16 protein-coding genes are annotated in these 23,162 nt (G+C 38.6%); 10 read left to right on the top strand and 6 right to left on the bottom strand.

Features of this window, described 5'->3' with window-relative positions; all coding sequences use genetic code 11:
- Positions 1-79 precede the first annotated feature (79 nt).
- From K322_RS0106170 to xyl3A, 7 genes are all read left to right on the top strand, one after another.
- A complete protein-coding gene (locus K322_RS0106170; RefSeq protein ID WP_026626108.1) occupies positions 80-2,593 on the top strand; it encodes a glycosyl hydrolase 115 family protein in 2,514 nt (837 codons plus the stop codon).
- Positions 2,594-2,608: 15 nt separating this feature from the next.
- Positions 2,609-4,537, top strand: a complete 1,929-nt coding sequence (locus K322_RS0106165) for a sialate O-acetylesterase (RefSeq protein WP_026626107.1) — start codon at positions 2,609-2,611, stop codon at positions 4,535-4,537.
- Positions 4,538-4,566: 29 nt separating this feature from the next.
- A complete protein-coding gene (locus K322_RS0106160) occupies positions 4,567-5,985 on the top strand; it encodes an MFS transporter (protein WP_026626106.1) in 1,419 nt (472 codons plus the stop codon).
- A 72-nt stretch (positions 5,986-6,057) separates the two neighbouring features.
- The gene (locus K322_RS0106155; RefSeq protein ID WP_026626105.1) at positions 6,058-7,200 is read left to right on the top strand and encodes an endo-1,4-beta-xylanase; all 1,143 of its coding nucleotides are present in this window, start codon (positions 6,058-6,060) and stop codon (positions 7,198-7,200) included.
- A 33-nt stretch (positions 7,201-7,233) separates the two neighbouring features.
- A complete protein-coding gene (locus tag K322_RS0106150; protein WP_026626104.1) occupies positions 7,234-8,202 on the top strand; it encodes a glycoside hydrolase family 43 protein in 969 nt (322 codons plus the stop codon).
- 44 nt (positions 8,203-8,246) lie between these two features.
- Entirely contained in the window at positions 8,247-10,295 is a 2,049-nt protein-coding gene (locus tag K322_RS0106145; RefSeq protein WP_185095081.1) for an alpha-glucuronidase, read from the top strand.
- A 58-nt stretch (positions 10,296-10,353) separates the two neighbouring features.
- A complete protein-coding gene (gene xyl3A / locus K322_RS0106140; RefSeq protein ID WP_026626102.1) occupies positions 10,354-12,963 on the top strand; it encodes a xylan 1,4-beta-xylosidase in 2,610 nt (869 codons plus the stop codon).
- Between the two features lie 72 nt (positions 12,964-13,035).
- On the opposite strand, the gene K322_RS0106135 is transcribed toward xyl3A, so the two are convergent.
- Genes K322_RS0106135 through K322_RS0106120 form a run of 4 tightly spaced genes read right to left on the bottom strand, consistent with a single transcriptional unit; the run spans position 13,036 to position 17,654 of the window.
- On the bottom strand, positions 13,036-14,724 hold the full coding sequence (locus tag K322_RS0106135; protein WP_026626101.1) for a DUF6044 family protein: 1,689 nt from the start codon (positions 14,722-14,724) through the stop codon (positions 13,036-13,038).
- Positions 14,724-15,872: a dTDP-4-amino-4,6-dideoxygalactose transaminase gene (rffA, locus tag K322_RS0106130; protein WP_026626100.1), complete on the bottom strand. Its 1,149-nt coding sequence runs from the start codon at positions 15,870-15,872 to the stop codon at positions 14,724-14,726. The genes K322_RS0106135 and rffA overlap by 1 nt, the downstream gene beginning before the upstream one ends.
- Entirely contained in the window at positions 15,872-16,738 is an 867-nt protein-coding gene (locus K322_RS0106125) for a formyltransferase family protein (protein ID WP_026626099.1), read from the bottom strand. The genes rffA and K322_RS0106125 overlap by 1 nt, the downstream gene beginning before the upstream one ends.
- Positions 16,731-17,654 carry a glycosyltransferase family 2 protein gene (locus tag K322_RS0106120; protein ID WP_026626098.1) on the bottom strand — a complete coding sequence of 308 codons (924 nt, stop codon included), beginning with the start codon at positions 17,652-17,654 and terminating at the stop codon, positions 16,731-16,733. Before K322_RS0106120 ends, K322_RS0106125 begins: the two co-directional genes overlap by 8 nt.
- 485 nt (positions 17,655-18,139) lie before the next feature.
- Between K322_RS0106120 and K322_RS0106115 the strand changes: the two genes are divergently transcribed.
- Genes K322_RS0106115 through K322_RS0106105 form a run of 3 tightly spaced genes read left to right on the top strand, consistent with a single transcriptional unit; the run spans position 18,140 to position 21,448 of the window.
- Complete coding sequence (locus K322_RS0106115) at positions 18,140-20,167, top strand: protein-disulfide reductase DsbD family protein (RefSeq protein ID WP_026626097.1); 2,028 nt, start codon at positions 18,140-18,142, stop codon at positions 20,165-20,167.
- Positions 20,164-20,946 (top strand): nucleoside triphosphate pyrophosphohydrolase, encoded by a 783-nt coding sequence (gene mazG / locus K322_RS0106110; protein ID WP_026626096.1) that lies wholly within the window; start codon positions 20,164-20,166, stop codon positions 20,944-20,946. The genes K322_RS0106115 and mazG overlap by 4 nt, the downstream gene beginning before the upstream one ends.
- Before the next feature lie 7 nt (positions 20,947-20,953).
- Positions 20,954-21,448, top strand: coding sequence for a dihydrofolate reductase (locus K322_RS0106105; RefSeq protein ID WP_026626095.1), 495 nt, complete (start codon positions 20,954-20,956; stop codon positions 21,446-21,448).
- A 252-nt stretch (positions 21,449-21,700) separates the two neighbouring features.
- On the opposite strand, the gene K322_RS0106100 is transcribed toward K322_RS0106105, so the two are convergent.
- Together K322_RS0106100 and K322_RS0106090 are read right to left on the bottom strand one after the other, a co-directional pair.
- Positions 21,701-22,045, bottom strand: a complete 345-nt coding sequence (locus K322_RS0106100; protein ID WP_026626094.1) for a P-II family nitrogen regulator — start codon at positions 22,043-22,045, stop codon at positions 21,701-21,703.
- Between the two features lie 142 nt (positions 22,046-22,187).
- The gene (locus K322_RS0106090) at positions 22,188-22,892 is read right to left on the bottom strand and encodes an SAM-dependent methyltransferase (RefSeq protein WP_026626093.1); all 705 of its coding nucleotides are present in this window, start codon (positions 22,890-22,892) and stop codon (positions 22,188-22,190) included.
- Positions 22,893-23,162 lie beyond the last annotated feature (270 nt).

Raw genomic sequence — 23,162 nt, 5'->3', positions numbered from 1 at the left:
ATATTTACAAGTTTATAACAAGCATTGAATCTCTCACTTACCAAAGAAATAAACAGGTTTGTGAGCTTAAAAATTGAGTATGAAAAACCTTCGACACATAATACTTCCTGTTCTTTTGATCTATTGTTCATTTTATATGCTGAACGGAAATAATATCCGATTCATCAAATACGAGAAAAGTAGTTCATCTATGATTTTATTCGAATCCGGCAGCAGGTTGAAAATATTGACAAATGAGACTGCACTTCCCGGAGTGAAAATAGCCGTAAAAAACTTACAGGCTGACTTTTATAAAGTGACTGGAGTTGAGCCGGATTTAGGAACCGAAATCAGTAACAGCAATCAACCTGTACTTATAATCGGCACAGTTGGTGTAGATCAATCTATAGACGAGCTTATAAAAAAAGGAAAACTGAACAAAGATGAATTAAGCGGAAAGAATGAAAAATACCTGATTCAAAATGTCACCGATCCTTTTGACGGAATAAAGGAAGCCATCGTTATAGCAGGAAGCGACAAGAGGGGTACAATATACGGGATCTACGAATTATCGAAACAGATAGGAGTCTCACCATGGTATTATTGGGCAGATGTACCTATCGAGAAAAGAAGTGTTCTTTCGTTTGAGAGAGGTAATTATACAGATGGAGAACCCGCTGTTAAATACCGTGGGATATTTCTGAATGACGAAGCTCCCGCTTTAAGCGGATGGAGTCACACTGTATTCGGCGGATATAATCACAAATTCTATGAAAAAGTATTTGAACTGATACTCCGTCTCAAAGGTAATTTTCTTTGGCCGGCAATGTGGAACAACGCCTTCTATGACGATGACCCACTGAACGGTCCTTTAGCTGATGAATATGGCATAGTAATGAGTACATCTCATCATGAACCAATGTCTTTGGCTCAAAAAGACTGGCACAGAAAAGGAAACGGTTCATGGAATTACAACACCAACAGCAAGAATCTTAAATCATTCTGGAAATCGGGTATAGAACGCAGCAACAACTGGGAACGTGTTGTCACTATAGGCATGCGCGGTGATGGAGACGAAGCAATGGAAGAAGGTACAAATATAGCCTTATTGGAAAAGATAGTAAAAGATCAACGAAACATTATAACACAAGTTACAGGCAAAAGAGCTGAAGAAACTCCCCAAGTATGGGCTTTATACAAAGAAGTACAGGATTATTATGATCACGGAATGCGTGTGCCCGATGACATCACATTGCTATTTTGTGACGATAATTGGGGTAATATCCGCAAACTACCCGAACTGGATGCCAAACCCCGAAAAGGCGGATACGGGATGTATTACCATTTCGACTATGTAGGAGGCCCCCGTAATTCTAAATGGATCAATATAAGTCCCGTACAACGTATCTGGGAGCAGATGAACCTAACCTACCAGCACGGAGTAGATAAGATATGGGTGGTAAATGTAGGAGACCTAAAACCCATGGAATATCCTATAAGTTTCTTTTTGGATATGGCATGGAATCCCAATCAATTCAATGCAGACAATCTGTTACAACACACAGAACAATGGTGTGCGCAGCAATTTGGCGAAAAATATGCCAAAGAATCAGCCCGCATCATTAATCTTTACACAAAATATAACCGAAGGGTTACTCCCGAACTGCTGAATGAAAAGACCTACAGTCTCGAAAACTATAATGAATTCGAAACAGTAGTTAACGATTATCGTAATCTGGTTATAGATGCCATGCGATTATATTATCTGATACCCGATACATATAAAGACGCATTTGATCAGTTGGTTGTATTCCCCGTTAATGCTTGTTCAAACCTTTATGAAATGTATTATGCTGTTGCTAAGAACCGTTTTTATGTAGATCAAAAGGATATACAAGCTAATTATTGGGCAGACAAAGCAAAAGAATGCTTTGAGCGGGACTCTGTTCTTACCCTACATTACAACAACGATATAGCAAATGGCAAATGGCCTCATATGATGGATCAGGTGCGGATAGGTTATACGACATGGCAACAACCCGACAGAAGCATTATGCCCAAAGTCGAATATATCATGCAAACCGCTCAATACAAGGAAAAAGTATTCGAAGAAGCTGACGGATATGTTTCGATCGAAGCTGAAAATTACAGCCGCCACCAAAGCGAAGGTAATATAGAATGGACTGTTATACCTCACTTCGGGAAAACTCTTTCGGGGATAACAACTCTACCTGTAACATCCTCTCCTGAAAACAAGAGCGTGTACCTTGAATATGATATGGATCTGAAAACCATAGGAGAAGGAAAACTTATTATACTGACCGCTCCCACTCTCAATTTCAATTCAAACAGAGGCTTGCGTTATGCTGTCTCTATCGACGGAGGTGAAGAACAAGTAGTAAACATCAATGGGCACTACAAAGGAGAATTGGGCAAATGGCAGGCTGAAAGCATAATAGAAACAAGCTCTAAATTCAAAATAAGCACAACTGGAAGACATACCATCCGGTTCAGAGTTCTTGATGCAGGAATCGTGCTTCAGAAAATCATGTTGGATATGGGAGGACTTAAACCCAGCTATCTGGGAGCACCTCAGAGTCAATATACGAAATAAATAATTGGTGAATCTATGAAACGAAATCTCTTCATCAGCTTTTCAATCAGAAAACTGCTTGTACTAGCCCTGATCCAATTCTGTATTTTGAACATAAATGCAGAAATAAAACTGCCCCGTCTGATCAGTAACGGGATGATACTACAACGTGACAAACCATTAACTCTATGGGGATGGGCATCAGCAGGAGAAACTATCTCGGTAACTTTTCAGGAAAAGAATTTCCGCACCAAAGCCGATAAAAAAGGAAACTGGAAAATAACATTGCCATCATATCCGGCAGGAGGGCCGTATCTGATGACCATCAATAAAACCGAACTACAAGATATTCTGATAGGCGATGTCTGGCTTTCGTCAGGACAATCGAACATGGAACTACCCATCAGCCGAACCTTAGACTTGTACAAAAAAGAAGTCGAAAATGCTGTCAATCCGAATATAAGGCTATTCCGAGTACCGATGAAATACAGCTTTAAGCAAGAGGAAAATGATCTGCAAGGAGGTGAATGGAAGTCCGTAACACCCGATAATATACTCGATTTTTCGGCTGTATCTTATTTCTTCGCAAAAGAGATATATGATAAATACAATGTTCCGGTAGGAATAATCAGTACAGCCATAGGCGGCTCTCCGGCAGAAGCATGGCTCAGCGAAGACGCTTTACGCAATTACCCTAATCATTTAGCGACATTGTCACTGACAGCTAATGATGCATATGTAGATAGCGTACGCCAAACAGAATCGGCTCAGGCAAAACAATGGCAAAGCCAGCTTAGCATAAATGATAAAGGAATATCTCTATGGAACAAAGATCAGCTGGATATTTCGGAATGGCCTTCAATATCTTTACCTGGATACTGGTCGGACAAAGGACTTGGATTTATAAATGGTTCGATCTGGCTCAGAAAAGAATTTGAAGTAGACCCATCTATTGCAGGACAAGCAGCGATATTGCGTTTGGGCTGCATTGTGGATTCCGATTCGGCTTTTGTCAATGGTGTTTTTATAGGAACTACTTCCTATCAGTATCCACCACGTATATATAATATACCGGCAGGAATTCTCAGAAAAGGGACGAACAACATTACCGTGCGAACTGTAAGCAACGGAGGACGAGGAGGTTTCGTTGAAGAAAAGCCTTACAAGATCATTACAGACAAAGGAGAAATAGACCTCACAGGAGATTGGAAATATCAGCGTGGAGCACAAGCAGGCCCGTCTCCTTCTCAAACATTTTTTCAATACAAACCGGCGGGACTCTACAATGGGATGATAGCTCCTGTCAAAAATTTTGCGATAAAAGGATTTCTCTGGTATCAAGGAGAAAGTAATACTGGTAATCCAAAAGAGTATAAAACACTGTTTCCCGATCTCATCAGTAATTGGAGAAGCAAATGGAGTGACGAAAAAACACCCTTCATATACGCACAGCTGCCCAATTTTATGAAAGCGGTAAAAACTCCGGCAGAAAGCAATTGGGCACAATTGAGAGAAGCACAACGACATACTCTGACTATCCCTGAAACAGGTATGGCTGTAACCATTGATCTGGGAGAATGGAATGACATCCATCCTCTTAATAAGAAAGATGTAGCCCGACGTTTATTCTTTGAAGCTCAACACATAGCATATAATGATTCCTCTGCAATCAGAAGTCCTCAATATCAAAGTATGGAAATACAAGAAAACAGTATTGTGTTGACATTCTCCTCTCCGGGCAAAGGTCTTTATACCAATATTGATCTGAAAGGCTTTACAATTGCCGGATCAGATAAAAAGTATGTTTGGGCAAAAGCATCATTTTTAGCAGATAACAAAGTCAGAATATGGAGTGAACAGGTAGCCAATCCAGTATCGGTTCGCTATGCGTGGGCAGACAACCCCGATGATGCAAATCTGAAAAACAAAGAAGGCTTACCTGCAGCACCGTTCACAACAGAGTAAATAAATCCTATCAGAATCTAAAAATAAGAATGGAATCAATGTCAAAAACAGCAACCGAGTTGAAAGGTTTTTATAAACTATCCGGAATACAGCGTGTAGGTTTCGGATCAGGAGACTTAGCTCAAAATCTGATTTATCAGACAGTCTCTATGTATTTACTCATCTTCTACACAAATGTTTTCGGAATCTCGGCGGCAGCAGCCGGAGTTATGTTCCTTATAGTCCGGATAATCGATGTCATCTGGGATCCGATTGTCGGTGCATTTGTAGATAAGCACAATCCCAAATCAGGGAAATACAGGTCTTATCTTATACTCGGGGGAATTCCACTTACGGGCTTTGCCATCTTATGTTTTTGGAATGGTTTTTCAGGCTCATTGTTTTATGCTTATGTTACATATGTAGGGCTATCGATGTTATATACATTAGTCAATGTTCCGTACGGAGCATTAAATGCCTCTCTTACCCGGGATACCGACGAGATTACCAAACTAACATCTGTACGCATGTTTATGGCGAATCTGGGAGGTCTGGCCGTAGGATACGGAATACCCGTATTAGTAAAACTGCTCTCTCCCGATGGAAAAATAAATTCTTCGGAATCCGGAAATGCCTGGTTTATAACGATGACTATTTATGCTTTAACAGGATTAGCCCTGCTCATTTTCTGTTTTACCCAAACCAAAGAACGGGTAGTGATGGACAAAAAAGAAACGGAAGATGTAAAGGTTTCCGATCTATGGGTCGAATTCAAGAGAAACCGTCCGTTACGCATACTTGCATTCTTTTTCATCACAGCTTTTGCCATGATGGCCATCGGCAATTCTGCGGGATCATATTATATGATTTACAATGTTCAGGTTCCCGATATGCTTCCTTACTTCATGGCACTGGGATCTATTCCCGCCTTTATATTTATGCCTATGGTTCCGGCTATCAAACGAGCGATCGGTAAAAAACAGATGTTTTATGTATTTTTATCTGTCGCGATACTCGGTATGGCACTACTGTATATAGTATCTATCGTTCCCTCTTTAAAATCTCATGTATGGCTTATATTAGTCGCTCAATTTATAAAATCCACTGGAGTCATTGTTGCCACAGGATACATGTGGGCATTAGTCCCCGAAGTAATTTCGTATGGAGAACATACCACAGGAAAAAGGATATCGGGAATAGTCAATGCCCTGACCGGAATTTTTTACAAAGCAGGAATGGCGTTAGGCGGAGTTGTTCCGGGGCTGGTTCTGGCATTTGTCGATTTTAATAAAGATGATGAAGTATCCCAGTCGGTTTTTGCACAACAAGGAATATTATGGTTGGTAGCGGTAATTCCGGCAATACTTCTTATCATTGCTATGTTTATTATCTCAAAATACGAATTGGAAGATCATGTCATTGATAAGATAAATATGGAAATCGAACAAAGACATTCAAAAGAACAATAATAAGCAGTTATAACTTTAAAACGCAACACCAAATACTTACGTTAGTAATATAACAATATAAAATATAATATTATGAAAATATCAGCAGCTATTCTTTCTATATTCCTGACAGGGCTTCTCTTAGGGTGTTCGTCTTCGAGCAAAGAGAATACAGTAAAGGAACCAAGCTTAAAAGATGCTCTAAAAGATAAATTCTATATCGGAACAGCCTTAAATCTGAATCAGATACAAGGTAAAGATACTTTATCTTTGAATATAGTAAAAAATCAGTTTAACTCTATCGTTGCAGAGAACTGTATGAAAAGCATGTATCTGCAACCCGAAGAAGGGAAATTCTTTTTCGATGATGCCGACAAATTCGTAAAGTTCGGAGAAGATAACAATATGTTTATCATAGGGCATACACTCATCTGGCATTCGCAGGCTCCAAAGTGGTTCTTTACAGATGAGAAAGGGAAAGATGTATCGAAAGAAGTTCTTATCGAACGGATGAAGAATCATATAACCACTGTTGTTTCAAGATACAAAGGACGAATCAAGGGATGGGATGTCGTAAACGAAGCTATTCTTGATGACGGAAGCTGGCGGAAAAGCAAGTTTTATGAAATTATAGGAGAAGAATTTATCCCGCTGGCATTTCAGTTTGCCCACGAAGCAGACCCTGATGCCGAATTATACTATAATGATTATAACGAATGGCACACCGGCAAACGTAACACAACCATTGAGCTGGTCAAATCACTAAGAGAAAAAGGTATACAAATAGATGCTGTAGGGATGCAGGGACACATCGGGATGGATTATCCATCCTTGAACGAATACAAAGCAACCATCAATGCATACGATTCAGCAGGTATAAAAGTGATGGTTACAGAACTCGATCTGAGCGCATTGCCTTCCCCCAGACCAAACATAGGAGCTAATATCTCCGATACGGAAGCCTACAACAAGGAAATGAATCCATATACCGAAAAACTATCAGATTCGATAGCTGCGGCGTGGAATAAACGCTTTGCCGAATTCTTCGATCTGTTTATCAGCAACAGTAATAAAATCAAACGGGTTACAATGTGGGGAGTTACTGATACCGATTCATGGAAAAACGATTTCCCGATGAAAGGCAGAACCGATTATCCATTATTATTCGATCGTTCATATAAGGCTAAGCCGATTGTACAGACAATTATAGATACAGCAGAAAAAAATAAAAAGTAATACACAAGGTCTCTGATTATAAAACACATTATCATGAAAAAATCAAGATATTTATTTCCTCAAGATTATATGGCTGACCCTTCGGCTCACGTGTTCCAAGGTAAAATTTATATTTATCCGTCTCATGACTGGGAAAGCGGAGTACCCGAAAATGACAATGGCGATCATTTCAATATGAAAGATTACCATGTATTCTCTCTTTCTGATATTGACGGAGAAATCACAGATCATGGAGTCGTTCTCAAAGTGGAAGATATTCCCTGGGCAGGCAGACAATTGTGGGATAATGATGTAGCCTGTAAAAACGGAAAATACTATTTGTATTTTTCGATGAAAGACAAGACCGATATTTTCCGTCTGGGAGTGGCTGTCAGTGAAACTCCATACGGGCCATTCGTTCCACAGGAAAATCCGATAAAGGGCAGTTACAGTATCGACCCGTGCGTATTCGAAGACAATGGTGAATATTATATTTATTTCGGAGGTATCTGGGGGGGACAGCTTCAACGTTACCGAAATAATAAGGCTTTGGAATCAGCTGCTTTTCCGGGGGATAACGAGCCAGCCTTGTCTGCAAAAGTAGCACGTTTGAGCAACAATATGCTTGAGTTTGCAGAAGAACCTCGAGAACTGCTCATTCTGGATAAGCATGGAAAACCCCTAACTCAGGGAAATACCGAATACCGATTTTTTGAAGCATCCTGGATGCATAAATACAACGGAAAATATTATTTTTCGTATTCAACAGGAGATACTCACAATTTATGCTATGCGATTGGAGATAATCCGTATGGACCATTCACTTTTCAGGGAGTGATACTTACACCTGTTGTCGGGTGGACTACCCACCACAGTATAGTTGAATATAAAGGAAAATGGTATTTATTCCATCACGATTGTGTTCCATCTGATGGTAAAACATGGTTACGCAGTATGAAGGTTGTTGAACTGGAATACAATGCGGACGGAACCATAAAAATGATAGAAGGAATAGAGAAATAGGGTCTTAGATCTCTAAAATATAATAACCGAAAATCGCTAAAGGGATGAACACGATTAATCTTAAATATATATACTGTTTGTTTTTCATGGTTATGCTACCATCCATTCTACCGGCAGAAGATGGTAGCCAATTGTGGCTGCGTTATCCGACAAACAGAAATAACATACAAACAGAGCAAAAAGCAACATCAGAACAATCGGGAGTAACGATATCCGTTGCCCTGAAAGAACTGAACCTACATTGGACAGGGCAGAGAGTAGAATTAAGGATAGATAAAAAGCTCAAAGCCTTAAAAGACGGATATGAAATCAAAGGCAACGGGCAATTGATTACAGTCACTTCGGCTCAGGAGGTAGGGCTTTTATACGGAGCTTTCCATCTACTCAGACTCCAAGCAGCTAAAGCAAATCTGAGCGATATAAACCTAACGGAAAAGCCATCTTTCGATATCCGCATTTTAAACCACTGGGATAACCTTGATGGGACTATTGAACGTGGCTATGCAGGTTATTCTCTATGGAAATGGGACGAGCTGCCCAATACTGTTTCACCCCGTTACGAAGAATATGCACGTGCAAATGCATCAATAGGGATTAATGCTACGGTATTGAATAACGTCAACGCATCACCCGATATACTGAAAGGCGAATACCTGAATAAGGTAAAAACCTTAGCCGATATTTTCCGCCTTTACGGATTGAAAGTATATCTGTCGGTAAACTTTTCTTCCCCTAAAATATTAGGAGGGACAAAAGACGCCGACCCTCTGAATCCCGAAGTTAAGCAATGGTGGGCAAACAAAGTAAAAGAAATATATAAACTGATACCCGATTTCGGAGGTTTTCTGATCAAAGCAAATTCGGAAGGACAACCCGGTCCTCAGGATTACGGACGAACACATGCCGACGGAGCTAATATGATAGCCGATGCCTTAAAGCCTTACAACGGCATAGTCATGTGGAGGGCATTTGTATACAGTCCTTCCGACGATGACAGAGCAAAGCAAGCTTATCTTGAGTTCGTTCCTCTGGACGGACAGTTCCACGACAATGTAATTATACAGATCAAAAACGGGCCTATCGATTTTCAACCTCGCGAGCCATTCAATCCTCTATTCGGAGCCCTCCGTAAGACTCCCGAGATGATAGAATTTCAGATTACTCAAGAATACCTCGGATTTTCGAACCACTTAGCATATCTGGCTCCATTATTCAAAGAAACACTAGACAGCGACACATATTCCGATGGAGCAGGCTCTACAATAGCCAAACTGACAGACGGGACATTACGTCCAGCAAAAGTAACCGCCATATCCGCTGTCGCAAACATCGGGGAAGATACCAATTGGTGCGGACATCATTTTGCTCAATCGAACTGGTACGCATTCGGCAGGCTAGCTTGGAATCATCAATTATCATCCGAAGAAATAGCAGATGAATGGATCAGAATGACATTTACCGATGATAAAAACTTTGTTACACCGGTAAAAGAAATGATGCTCACATCACGTGAAACTGTTGTTGATTACATGATGCCGTTGGGTATTCATCACATCTTTGCAGAAGGACACCATTACGGGCCTCAACCGTGGCTGTCCGAAGCCGGAAGAAAAGACTGGACTTCGGTGTATTACCATAATGCAGATAACACGGGAATAGGATTCGACAGAACCGAAACAGGCAGCAATGCCGTATCACAATATTTCTCTCCGCTAAATAAGATATACGGAAATATAGAGACATGTCCAGAAAACCTGCTTCTTTGGTTTCATCACGTACCATGGAATTATCAGATGAAAAATGGAAAAACCCTTTGGGATGAGTTATGTTATAAATACGATACAGGAGTAAAAACCGTACGTGAATACCAGAAAATCTGGGATCAGACAGAACCTTATATCGATACGCAACGATTCAGAGAGGTGCAATCGAAGCTAAAGATACAAGCCCGTGATGCTGTATGGTGGAAAGACGCCTGTCTGCTTTACTTTCAAACATTTTCGAAACAACCGATACCTTATGACATAGAACGTCCTGTACATGAATTGGACGATCTGAAAAAGATTAAACTCGACATGAAACATCACAACTAAGGTCTCACACCTTTTTTATTAAATTCTTAATCTTATGTAAACTATTATTTCTAACAGCATGAAAAACAATATATTCACAAAAGCAATACCTATTGTTATCGCATTGATACTGCCGTTGTGTCTCAATGCACAGAATGAAGCCTATAAAAATCCGGCACTAAGTTTTGACCAACGAGTGGATGACCTCATCAAACGGCTTACGCTTGAAGAGAAAGTTTCACTCATGCAAGATGCATCAAAACCGATAGAACGATTAGGAATCAAGCCATACAACTGGTGGAATGAGGCTTTACACGGTGTTGCCAGAGCAGGCTTAGCTACTGTATTCCCCCAGCCCATAGGAATGGCAGCAACCTTTGACAACGATGCTGTTTTCGGAGTATTCAATGCCGTATCGGACGAAGCACGGGCAAAACATACCCGTTACTCATCGGAAAACAGTTATGCCCGATATCAAGGCTTAACGATGTGGACACCTACCATAAATATCTTCAGAGATCCACGCTGGGGACGGGGTATAGAAACGTATGGCGAAGACCCTTATCTAACAAGTATTATGGGAGTTGCTGCAGTAAACGGATTACAAGGCCCTAAAGATGGAAAATACGACAAAATACACGCTTGTGCTAAACACTTTGCTGTGCACTCGGGTCCGGAATGGAACAGACATTCTTTCAACGCTAAAGATATTAAGCCCCGTGATCTGTACGAAACATATCTCCCTGCCTTTGAAGCCCTTGTAAAAGATGCAAATGTAAGGGAAGTAATGTGTGCATACAACCGATTCGAAGATGAACCCTGTTGCGGCAGTTACCGTTTGCTAAGCCGGATTTTACGTGAGAAGTGGGGCTTCGATGGAATCGTTGTTGCCGACTGCGGAGCTATAGCCGATTTCTACAGAAAGGGAGCGCACGAAACGCATTCAGATCCGGCAACAGCTTCCGCCGAAGGAGTATTAAGCGGTACGGATCTCGATTGCGGTTCGAGTTACGAAGCTCTTATCGAGAGTGTAAAGAAAGGATATATAAATGAATCTGATCTCGACGTATCAGTAAAACGTTTACTAAAGGCTCGCTTCGAGTTAGGAGAAATGGATAATAATAAAGATGTTGTGTGGTCAAATATACCTTATTCGGTAGTAGCATCCAAGCAGCATAACGATATAGCCCTTGATATGGCTCGTAAATCGATGACTTTGCTGCTCAATAAGAACAATATATTGCCATTAAAAAACAATATTTCGGTTGCGGTAATGGGCCCGAATGCCAATGATTCTGTTATGCAATGGGGAAATTACAACGGAACCCCTCCCCGTACGATAACCATTCTGGATGGTATACGCTCGGCTCTGTCAAACAAAGGAAATCTCATCTACGAACAAGGATGCAATCTGGTTGAAAACACCATTATAAGAAGCGTATTTGATCAATGCTCCAACGAAAAAGGAAAAGGATTCACTGCTCGTTATTGGAATAATGTCGATTTCTCAGGGACACCTGTAACAACTGAACAAATTACCACACCCTTCCGTTTTTGTACATCGGGGGCAACCGTGTTTGCTCCGGAAGTAAACCTGACTGATTTTTCAGCAAAATATACAGGGACATTTACTCCCGATAAAAGCGGAGAAGTTATCTTCGATTTTTATGCCTACGGATACATTGATCTGTATATCAATGGAGTTAAAGTCAAAGATTTTGCCAACAGACACGGTAGTCGCAAAGATACTTACAGCATGGAGGTAAAAGCCGGAGAAAAATACAATATTGAAATAGCCTACAGATTCTTCAACAGTGATGCTCAGCTCAATTTTGATCTGGGAATCAGAGAAGATGCCGACATAAAGAAATCGATTGATAAAGTAAAGAATGCTGATATTGTAATCTTTGCCGGAGGTATATCTCCATCATTAGAAGGAGAAGAAATGGGTGTCGATTTTCCCGGATTTAGGGGAGGAGACCGCACCGACATAGAACTGCCGTCTATTCAACGAGAATTTATCAAGGCATTAAAGGAAGCCGGAAAGAAAGTCATTTTTGTTAATTGTTCGGGCTCCCCTATCGGACTGGTTGCAGAAATAGAAAACTGCGATGCTATACTTCAGGCATGGTATCCGGGACAGGCAGGAGGGCAAGCCGTAGCCGATGTTTTATTCGGAAAATACAATCCAGCAGGGCGTTTACCCGTTACATTCTACAAAAACACAGCACAGCTGCCCGATTTCGAGGACTATAATATGACAGGACGTACCTATCGGTATATGAAAGAAGATCCTCTTTTCCCTTTCGGATTCGGATTAAGTTATACAACATTCAAATACGGACAAGCTAAAGTAGAAAGAACATCACAGAAAAGTGGAGAAATGGTTACGCTGATTATTCCGGTTACTAATACAGGACAAATGCCCGGAGATGAAGTAGTACAAGTATATCTGAAAAAGAAAGGAGATGCTGATGGCCCTACAAAAACACTTCGCGCCTTCAAGCGAGTAAATATAGACAAGGGTCAAACCGAAAATGTCAAATTCGAGTTATCAGGAAAGCAACTGGTTTGGTGGAACGAAAAGACTCAATCGTTAGATGCTCCATCAGGTGATTTTGAACTGCTGATCGGAAAATCATCTAAAGATTCTGATTTGCAGTCTGTGGATATTCAATTTGAAAGATAATTTATATCGCCTAAAACTAAAGAGACGGGTTCAATTATATATTGAACCCGTCTCTTTAGTTTTTCTGTTATGTTATATAACCTGATATAGATATATTGTCCAATTAGAGGATGTATAATTATTAAATACTTTCAATAATTTTAATCTGTGGTTATTCGTTTCGTTTATTTTTATAGCAGATATTATATACTGCCCGTTCATCTCTTTTAATTTATTAAAGTTATAGTCCAGATGCTCTATTTCTGATCGATTATCGATACTCAGATTTCTACCCAATTCGGAAGAAAATGCATAACAACGTGACCCCCAATCAACAAAATAATCATTCAACTCCTTATCTTTTGATATTTCAGGTTCTATTACGTTGTAAAATTTGTGCTTATATTCCAATGGATAGTTCGCAAAATAACCATCTAATGTCCAAAATCCATTATATTGAGCAATGGACGGATGTATTCCTATACTTATTACCCTATAAGCAGAAACATCTTTTCCTATATAAGATCTGATATCTTTAAATTGGTCCTCAGCAAAAAAGCCTGAGAATCCCGATTGTGAGAAGGTCTGCCGATACTCCAGATTGTTGAGAACAATACCTGATTGGACAATCAAAATACAACAGACTATTACATTTCCCCATTTTTTCACTGACTTATATATATAACTCAATGATATACCAAACAAAATATACCAGCACATCGGGTGCAGCCAATTTATACGTGATAAATTGAGAGGAAATTTCTGTATAAAAATAGTCCTCAGATCAGCAAAAGCACTCCACTCATAAATCCCAGATAATAAAGAACTAATAAAAATAAACATCAATATGATGATAAAATATCGATCTATTTGCCGTCGTTTTATCATCAGAAACAACACAACCACAACCAATATGAGTATATAATACTGGCAACTAACAACATGATGGGCTCCGGTTTCTTTATAAATTGTATCAATTATAAATATCAAAGTTTCTTTTGCAGATAAAAGATCCGGATATTTAAACTCCAGTCGATGAGAGTGATAATCGGAATCAATCCAAAATGAAAGAAATAAAGGAATATTACTCAATACATAAATGGAACTAAGAAAAAGTATACCTCCGAATAAATACCAGTTTATCTTTTTCTTTCTAAAAAAATCGAATATTAAAATAAAAGAAAACAGTAATAATACGAAAAATCCGGTTAAGACCAACGACGAATAAAATCCGTATAACAGCAGTATAAGCCAATCTGAAATCGCTCGCTTTTTATTCCGAATATTCAATAGAGCATAAAAGACTAATGGCAGCCCTGAAACCGATGCTGAAAAAGACCAGAAAGGCAATAACGCAAATAGTATTGCAACATAAATAGGGATATATAAGGGAATTTCCTCTTTTAAGAAATATCTTTTAAGGAGCAAATACATGCCCACAAAACCGATAATTGCCATCAGATATTTATTGAGGACATATCCCCAGAACATATCTAACAGACCAAAAGGAAGCAAACTGATATCATAACTAGCATGCAACGAAGAACGAGGTAAGCCATCCATTACGGACTCAACAACATCGTTAGGCGGAGCAAACAAAGCATTAGCATCCTTTAAAATTTTCACCCAAACAATATTCGAATCAAGATTATCATGTACCCTAACAGGTGTACTTTCTCCCCAGTATAAATAAGGGAGAAATACGATTGATATGATTAAAACTCCGAAGAACAGCAATAGTCTTTCATTGTTCAGATATTTCCAAAACTTATCATTATTCATCAGCCAACTGATTCGATTACAGCTTTCACTATAGTTTCAATATTTTCATCATCCAATTCATAGTAAAAGGGCAAACGAACAAGGGTATCTGAATATTTATCGCACTCTGGCAATACACGCCCGTCATGTTTATCCTTGTAAAACGGACTGGAATGAAGACTTAAATAATGAAATACGCTCAAAATACCTTTCGATTTAAGATAAGAAATGATTGCCGAACGTTGTTCGAGACTTTCACACACAAGGTAAAACATATGAGCATTGTTCGTAGAATATTCGGGAATCAAGGGCAGTTTTATATTATTTGCAGCAGCAAAGCCTTTAAGACCTTCGTAGTAAAGATTCCATATTTTGAGTCTTTTGTCTTGTATATCTTGCATATTTTCCAACTGCGCCCACAAAAATGCAGCTACAATCTCAGATGGAAGATAAGAGCTACCCATATCTACCCACCCGTATTTATCGACCTCTCCTCTGAAAAAAGCCGAACGGTTAGTACCTTTTTCCCAAATAATTTCAGCTCTTTCTTCAAACTGTTTGTCATTTACAACGAGCATCCCTCCCTCTCCGGAAATAATATTCTTAGTTTCATGAAAAGAGAAAGCAGCCAAATGTCCAATAGACCCTAAAGGTCTTTTAATACCATCCACCCCGATATAATAATTATCAATAGCTTGAGCAGCGTCTTCGATCACATACAGGTTATATTTTCGAGACAATTGCATAATTTTGTCCATATCACAGGCACATCCGGCGTAATGAACCGGAACTATTGCTTTTGTCTTAGACGTAATAAGAGCCTCTATTTTTTCTGCATCGAGATTAGGATTCGTATCCATAGAATCGGCGAAAATAATCTTTGCTCCTCTCAATATAAAAGCATTCGCGGTACTGACAAATGTATATGAAGGCATTATAATCTCATCTCCCGGCTGAGTATTTATTAAAATGGCCGCCATTTCCAGGGCATCCGTACAAGAAGTAGTCAGCAGACATTTGCTGAACCCATAGCGATATCCTAAGAAAGATTGGCACTTCTGTGTGAATATACCGTTACCGGAAAGCTTTCCGGTAAAAACAGCCTGATATATGTAGTGTGCTTCTTTGCCTGTGAGGTAAGGCTTATTAAATGGTATATTATAACTCATTACCTGAATTTTAGCCGAAATTTATTTTCGTAATTAAATAATTCATTATTTGATGTATAGAAATCTTTTACTAACAAAAGTCCTTTGCCGCAAACAATAACCAACCCGTTTTCTCTTTTAAAAATAATCTTTCCTATTTTTCGATTTTCGATTTTGACATCATCTACAATACTCGCTTCTTTTATTATTAGTTCCTGATCGTCCAATAACGTTTTGGCTCCTGCATAAGGATACCCAACAGCATCAATATGCCGTTTAATTTTATCAGCATCCCAAGCCCAATCGATATAGTAATCCGATTGATCCCTCCACAAACTATATGTTGCAAGTTGTTCGTCTTGCTCTTCTCCTCGTATCGGCTGTTTTTTCTCTATTTTATTCAGAAAATCGATCATTAAATCTAAATAGAGAGGAGAAATATTCTCTATAATATTTTGAATTTTAGCAGGGTAGTCCACTTTCATTCTGCGCTGGCTGATTATAGCTCCCCTATCATACTCGCCAGAACCTAACAAGCATGTAACGCCAACATAACTATCTCCATTAATAAGAGCGGTCACAAGAGGGTTAAACCCTCTATATCTGGGCAATAAAGAGTCATGAAAAACGATTATCCGAGCATTCTTATCTGATGACAACCAACGCCATCCGATGGCAATAGAATAGACTGAATTGCACTCCGGCTCGTTAGTTCTATCATAGTATGATATATTATTGTCAATACACAAACGTTTAATTTCCTCGTAATAATCATCCTGGACATTCTTATCACAAGCTATAACAACATCGTCAATGAATGCCGAATATCTTAAAATATTGGATAAAACAAAGTAACCTTTATACCCCAAAAGCCGTAATCTAATCATAGTTTATTTTTTTTTCAACTATATACAATGGTCTCTGCTTAGTTTCTTCAAATATTTTCCCGACATATAATCCGACAACGCCCAAAGTAGCTATCGTAAATCCAAACAGAAACCAGATAGATATCATCAGACTTGCGTAACCTAATACATCGATATACCCCAAGCACCACCGAATAAAAACAAACAAAGCAAACAATATAGACATGGCGGATATCAAAACACCCGCCTTAATTGTTAACCGTATAGGTTTGTCTGAATAAGCCAGAATAATATCCAGAGCTAAATTAAATAGCTTTTTCATATTATAAGTAGATTGCCCTTCCTGTCTGGCGGAATGAGCTATATCAATGGAAGTCTTTTTAAATCCAATCCAATTTACCATGGTCGGAAAATATCGAATGGATTCACGCATCGAACGGATTACATTTATAGCATCTTTGTGATATATACCGAAATTAGCTATAGTAGAATCTTGTTTAACTCCTGTTAAATAAGACAATGTCTTGTAAAATAAGAAAGAGAATCTTTTTTTAACAAAATTATCTTGTCGATTTGTTCTTTTCCCTAAAATAATACTGTATCCTTCTAAGGCTTTATTATATAATTTTATAATTTCCTCAGGTTGATCCTGTAAATCGCAGTCCATAACTACAATCCAATCTCCGGTAGCCTGATCCAATCCTGCTGTTATTGTTTTATGCTGACCAAAGTTTCGGCTCAATTTTATACCTTTCACCTTGGGATTATTCTTTGCACACGCTTCGATACTCCCCCAAGAGTTGTCCGGGCTAAAATCATCCACCAAGATTATCTCATAGTCTTCCGTTATATGTTTTACAGAATTTTCTATCCTGTCAACCAACAACGGTATTATCTTTTCAGCTCTGTACACAGGACTGACAATTGATATCCTCATGTTTTATAAAACTTTTTTGCTATTAGTAGTATTTATTCCCCTAATACATTCGTAATGTGTCGAATATTTAATTTTTAAGCAGCCACTAATATTTCATCTGCATAAGAATACAAATATAGTCCTTTTTAAGAAAAAATTCACCTCTCAACGCACAATCAAAACAAAACCATGAAATTAGTATTGCTTTTTTATCTATAACGAAAAAACATAATTATAATAATGAGGAAATAAGATCATGCTACAATGATATAAATCAAGAAAAAATACATACATAAAAAGTCACAAATTCAATGTTACTTTTGTTACCTTTTCAGTTATAAAAAACTGAAAAACAGCAAAGACAAAAAAATCACAAAGACCAATCAATAATTGATAAACAATTCGCATAAAAAATAATAACAATAATAGTTAATTATCAGAATGGTATTACAGCATTTATTACCTTTGTAGTTTCGATAACTTAAGGTTCAGTATAGATAAAGCTTATGAAAAGAAGTGTATTTGCAGTGATAGCATTTTTATCACTTTGGGTCGGTACAACTTTTGCCCAGAATCCTGTCAACTGGAAATTCAAAATAGAAGACAAAGGCAATGGTGAAATAGAATTAGTAGCTGATGCTGTTATTAGTGCGGGATGGCATTTGTATGACACCCAAATTCCGGATGGAGGCCCCTATCCTACGGGTATCTCCATAGATGAGGTCAAAGGGGCAACTGCCGTTGGAAAGTTTCATGCCAACACGAAAGCGCACCGTGAATTCGATAAAGTATTTGAAATGGAAATCGGCTTTTTTGAAAAGTCCGCAACCTTTATCCAAAGATTCAAAGTCTCCGATAAGGCGAAATTTTCATTAAAAGGAGATATACGGGCTCAAGCTTGTAATGACAGAGAATGTACACCTCCTATACCGGTCGAATTTAGTTTCTCAAGCAGAGACCTGCCTGCAACGCTTAATGCTTCGGGAACAGCAAGCACGGCAGCAGACGCAACCTCTGATTCTATATCTACAAATATAACAGATACAACAAGTCAGGCACAAATCTCAGAAAATGCAACACCTGTGGATAAAGCCACACTATGGAAACCTGTTATAGAGGAAGTCAAAGGATTTGGAGCGGTAGGTGATACTTCCAACCAATCTCTGCTTTGGATATTTATAGCCGGATTCGGTGGTGGTTTACTTGCATTGCTTACCCCTTGTGTATGGCCGATGATTCCCATGACTGTAAGTTTCTTTCTGAAACGAAGTAAGAAAAACAGAGGTAAGGCTATTAAAGACGCACTAACTTATGGTATTGGTATCATAATAATATATGTTGCTTTAGGATTACTTATAACCGGTATATTCGGAGCTAGTGCTTTAAATGATTTATCGACAAGTGCCATATTCAATCTGATATTCTTTGCGTTGCTCATTGTTTTCGCCATCTCGTTCTTAGGGGCATTTGAGATAGTTCTCCCATCGTCATGGACAAACAAAATGGATCAGAAAGCTGATTCGACAACCGGAATAGTCAGCATATTTTTCATGGCATTTACACTTGCATTAGTATCATTCTCATGTACAGGACCTATCATAGGAACACTACTTGTTCAGGCAGCAGGTTCAGGCAGTATGGTTGCTCCTGCAGTCGGTATGCTCGGATTTGCAGTTGCGCTGGCTATACCCTTCTCCTTGTTTGCAATATTTCCATCGTGGCTTGAGAATATGCCTAAATCGGGAGGTTGGCTAAACTCCGTAAAAGTAGTTTTAGGATTTCTGGAACTTGCTTTAGCATTGAAATTCCTTTCGGTTGCAGATCTTGCTTACAAATGGGGAATCTTAGACCGTGAAGTATTTATCGTTCTGTGGGTTGTCATATTTGCTCTTCTTGGCTTATATCTTCTTGGTAAACTTAAGTTTGCCCACGATAGTGATCTGAAAAGCATTTCGGTCTTCCGCTTATTTTTAGCTATTATATCTCTATCATTTTCGGTCTACCTTGTTCCGGGATTATGGGGCGCACCGCTAAAAGCTGTAAGTGCCTTCACTCCGCCACATTTCACTCAGGACTTTAATTTATATGACGGCACCGTTCATGCCAAATTTGATGATTACGAAGCGGGTATGCAATATGCACTTAAGAATAATAAGCCTGTAATGATAGACTTCTCCGGCTATGGCTGTGTTAACTGCCGGAAGATGGAAGCATCTGTATGGACAGATCCAAGGGTTAAACATTCTCTCGAAAACGATTACGTATTAATAACCCTGATGGTTGATGATAAAGAAAAGCTGCCCGAAATAATCGAAGTAGAAGAAAACGGTAAAACATCCAAACTCAAAACTATTGGCGACAAATGGAGTTACCTGCAACGCCATAAGTTCGGGACAAACTCTCAGCCGTATTACGTATTACTTGACAATGAAGGCAAACCTATCGGGCCATCATACGCTTATGATGAAGATGTTGATAAATACCTGAAATTTCTGAAAACAGGACTAGACAACTTTGGAAAAGAAAAAAAATGAATACTAGAGAACAAAAACTAGAGGCTTTCGGTCGTTTACTTGATATTATGGATGAGCTACGGGTTAAATGCCCATGGGATGCCAAACAAACGAACGAAAGCTTACGCACAAATACAATAGAGGAAACCTACGAGCTTTGCGAAGCTATTATCAAAAACGATAATCAGGAGATAAAGAAGGAATTGGGAGATGTGCTTCTTCATATTGTCTTTTATTCGCAGATCGGGCAAGAGAAAGAGGCTTTCGATATAGCAGATGTTTGCAATTCTCTTTGCGACAAACTGATATACAGACATCCTCATGTTTTTGGTGACGATGCTGCTAAAACTGCCGGAGAAGTAGAACAATCGTGGGAGCAGCTCAAGTTAAAAGAAAAAGGTGGTAATAAAACAGTTCTGGAAGGAGTTCCGGCTTCATTGCCTTCGATAGCAAAAGCTCACCGCATACAGGACAAAGCCCGTAATGCAGGTTTTGACTGGGATCAGAAAGAGGATGTTTGGACAAAAGTGAAAGAGGAGATCAATGAAGTTGAAACTGAAATCTCACAAATGAACCCTGACAAAATGGAAGCCGAATTCGGCGACTTGTTTTTCAGCCTGATCAATGCATCTCGTCTGTATAAGGTAAATCCGGATAATGCGCTCGAACGTACCAACCAAAAATTTATCAAACGATTCAATTACATTGAACAGAAAGCTAAAGAACAAGGTCGAAATCTGAAGGATATGACATTAGCGGAAATGGATACTCTTTGGGAAGAAGCTAAGAAATTTAACTAAAGGAAGAATGACAAAAATATCAATGATAGTCGCTATTGACGAAAATAATGCCATAGGTAAGGATAACCAGATGCTTTGCCATCTTCCAAATGATCTGAAATACTTCAAAACAACAACTCTAGGGCATACTGTCATAATGGGACGCAAGACATACGAATCCCTTCCCAATGGGGCATTACCCAATCGACGCAATATAGTGTTAAGTCGAAAGGAGGGGTTAAAACTAGATAAATGCGAAGTATTTTCGACATTAGCTGAGGTCAAGAAAGCGATTGAGGGAGAAGACAAAGTCTTCATCATGGGAGGAGCTACATTATATAATGATTGTTTGGATAGCTCGGACGAATTATATATAACTTATATCTATCATGCTTTCGAAGAGGCCGATACATTCTTTCCTAAAATAGACACAAATGTATGGAAAGAGATCTCACGTACAGAGAATAAGGCTGATGAGAAAAACCAATATGATCATAGCTTCGTAGTTTACCAAAAACAGTAACCGATCAAAATTCCAAACTGAGAAACTTGCCTATACTAAACATATAACCTAATAAAATGAGTATTTCGGGAATACTTCGGGCTGTGATAAAAAGATTAAGCGAACCTTGCAAATACCTTATTGAACCTTCATAAACATAAACCTAACCAATAAATACAACCGTCCATATGCCCTAATACTCTTATACACACCTAAAACAACACTACCTTAATTAACTCAAAATAAGGCCGGTGACCTTTTTATTATACTTTGCTATTTATTATACAAAGACTCATCCCCTCTTTCGCCCGTCCTTATTCGGATAGACTGTTCTATTTCTGAAACAAAAATGCGTCCATCTCCACTTTCTCCTGTATAAGCAGATTTCAATATCGCATCAATAGACTTATCTACATTAATGTCCCGAACTACAAATGACAAATGAATGCGCTCTATTGCATTTATATCATAAGCGATACCCCGAAAGATAAGACCCTGCTTAGCATCACCCTGCCCCTTTACTTCCCACCAAGATAGAAAATCAATATCGGCTTCACGTAATGCTTCTCTTACTTCCTGAAATTTCGATTTACGAATAATTGCTTCAATCTTTTTCACAACTCTCAATTTTTAAGTATCATTTATGAATGCAAATATAGATATATTTTTACAAAAAGAAATAATATTCGACTTAAAATATTATTTTGACAATGAAAAATTAAACAAACCAACCAAAAAGACAAACTAAATTTCACAAATATCATTTATAAATCAAGAATATACAAGGATATTTACCTATCTCCGAAATATGCTTTGCCCAGCTTTTTACGGGTAAAGTTCTGATATATTCTTCTTCACATGTAATATTCATAGCAACACACAATTTAGTCGAAGAACCACAAGTTTTAATAAAGTCTTCTATCAGCTTGGTATTACGATACGGAGTTTCAATAAATATCTGAGTCTGGTCTTCACTGAATATCCGCTGCTCTAATTGTTTGATCTTCTTGATCCGCTCAGATCCATCAATAGGCAGATATCCATGAAAGGCAAAACTTTGTCCATTAAAACCCGAAGCCATCAGAGCCATTAAAATAGAAGACGGACCTACTAACGGGACAACCTTCATCTTTTTACGCTGAGCTATAGCGACGACATCAGCTCCCGGATCAGCGATAGCCGGACAGCCTGCCTCAGAAATAACTCCAACGGAAAAGCCTCTTTCCAAAGGTTCAAGATATTGTTCCAGCATATCCCGGTTAGTATGTTTATTCAGTTCGAAAAAAGTCAGTTCATCAATATTAATTGTCGGCTCTGTCTTTTTTAGAAAACGACGTGCCGATCTTATATTTTCCACAATAAAATACTTAATATCAAGTATTACTTCTCTGTTGTAGGATGGTAATACCGGATCTATTTCCGTCTCTCCCAGAGTAACAGGTATAAGATAAAGAGCTGCTTGCATATAAATTCAGATTTTTTACAAAAGTACATCTTTTAAAGTTTCAGACCTATTTATTATTTATCTTCGCACTTCGGTAGCAAACAAAACGTATGATTAGTTGTTAGAGCATTTATGGTCTTTTATATTCACTTATATAGTAAAGATAAAATAAGCGACAAAGCATTGTATTTATAGGTTTGATCACAGAATACTCTTTGCCAGCCAATTAAGTAAACAAAGGCATATAACCATATATTTCCAAGTTATAACGAACTAAGATTATTATACTTG

Origin of the sequence: Indolivaga capnocytophagoides DSM 22835 (assembly GCF_000426485.1) — a bacterium.
In the GTDB taxonomy this organism is placed as follows: Bacteria; Bacteroidota; Bacteroidia; order Bacteroidales; family Dysgonomonadaceae; genus Dysgonomonas_A; species Dysgonomonas_A capnocytophagoides.
This window is presented reverse-complemented; position numbering and strand designations above follow the sequence as displayed.

What these genes read in the sequence shown, in the direction of transcription:
- K322_RS0106170 (WP_026626108.1), top strand. Translation starts at nt 80, where the DNA reads ATGAAAAACCTTCGACACATAATACTTCCTGTTCTTTTGATCTATTGT.
- K322_RS0106165 (WP_026626107.1), top strand. Translation starts at nt 2,609, where the DNA reads ATGAAACGAAATCTCTTCATCAGCTTTTCAATCAGAAAACTGCTTGTA.
- K322_RS0106160 (WP_026626106.1), top strand. Translation starts at nt 4,567, where the DNA reads ATGGAATCAATGTCAAAAACAGCAACCGAGTTGAAAGGTTTTTATAAA.
- K322_RS0106155 (WP_026626105.1), top strand. Translation starts at nt 6,058, where the DNA reads ATGAAAATATCAGCAGCTATTCTTTCTATATTCCTGACAGGGCTTCTC.
- K322_RS0106150 (WP_026626104.1), top strand. Translation starts at nt 7,234, where the DNA reads ATGAAAAAATCAAGATATTTATTTCCTCAAGATTATATGGCTGACCCT.
- K322_RS0106145 (WP_185095081.1), top strand. Translation starts at nt 8,247, where the DNA reads ATGAACACGATTAATCTTAAATATATATACTGTTTGTTTTTCATGGTT.
- xyl3A (WP_026626102.1), top strand. Translation starts at nt 10,354, where the DNA reads ATGAAAAACAATATATTCACAAAAGCAATACCTATTGTTATCGCATTG.
- K322_RS0106135 (WP_026626101.1), bottom strand. Translation starts at nt 14,724, where the DNA reads ATGAATAATGATAAGTTTTGGAAATATCTGAACAATGAAAGACTATTG.
- rffA (WP_026626100.1), bottom strand. Translation starts at nt 15,872, where the DNA reads ATGAGTTATAATATACCATTTAATAAGCCTTACCTCACAGGCAAAGAA.
- K322_RS0106125 (WP_026626099.1), bottom strand. Translation starts at nt 16,738, where the DNA reads ATGATTAGATTACGGCTTTTGGGGTATAAAGGTTACTTTGTTTTATCC.
- K322_RS0106120 (WP_026626098.1), bottom strand. Translation starts at nt 17,654, where the DNA reads ATGAGGATATCAATTGTCAGTCCTGTGTACAGAGCTGAAAAGATAATA.
- K322_RS0106115 (WP_026626097.1), top strand. Translation starts at nt 18,140, where the DNA reads ATGAAAAGAAGTGTATTTGCAGTGATAGCATTTTTATCACTTTGGGTC.
- mazG (WP_026626096.1), top strand. Translation starts at nt 20,164, where the DNA reads ATGAATACTAGAGAACAAAAACTAGAGGCTTTCGGTCGTTTACTTGAT.
- K322_RS0106105 (WP_026626095.1), top strand. Translation starts at nt 20,954, where the DNA reads ATGACAAAAATATCAATGATAGTCGCTATTGACGAAAATAATGCCATA.
- K322_RS0106090 (WP_026626093.1), bottom strand. Translation starts at nt 22,892, where the DNA reads ATGCAAGCAGCTCTTTATCTTATACCTGTTACTCTGGGAGAGACGGAA.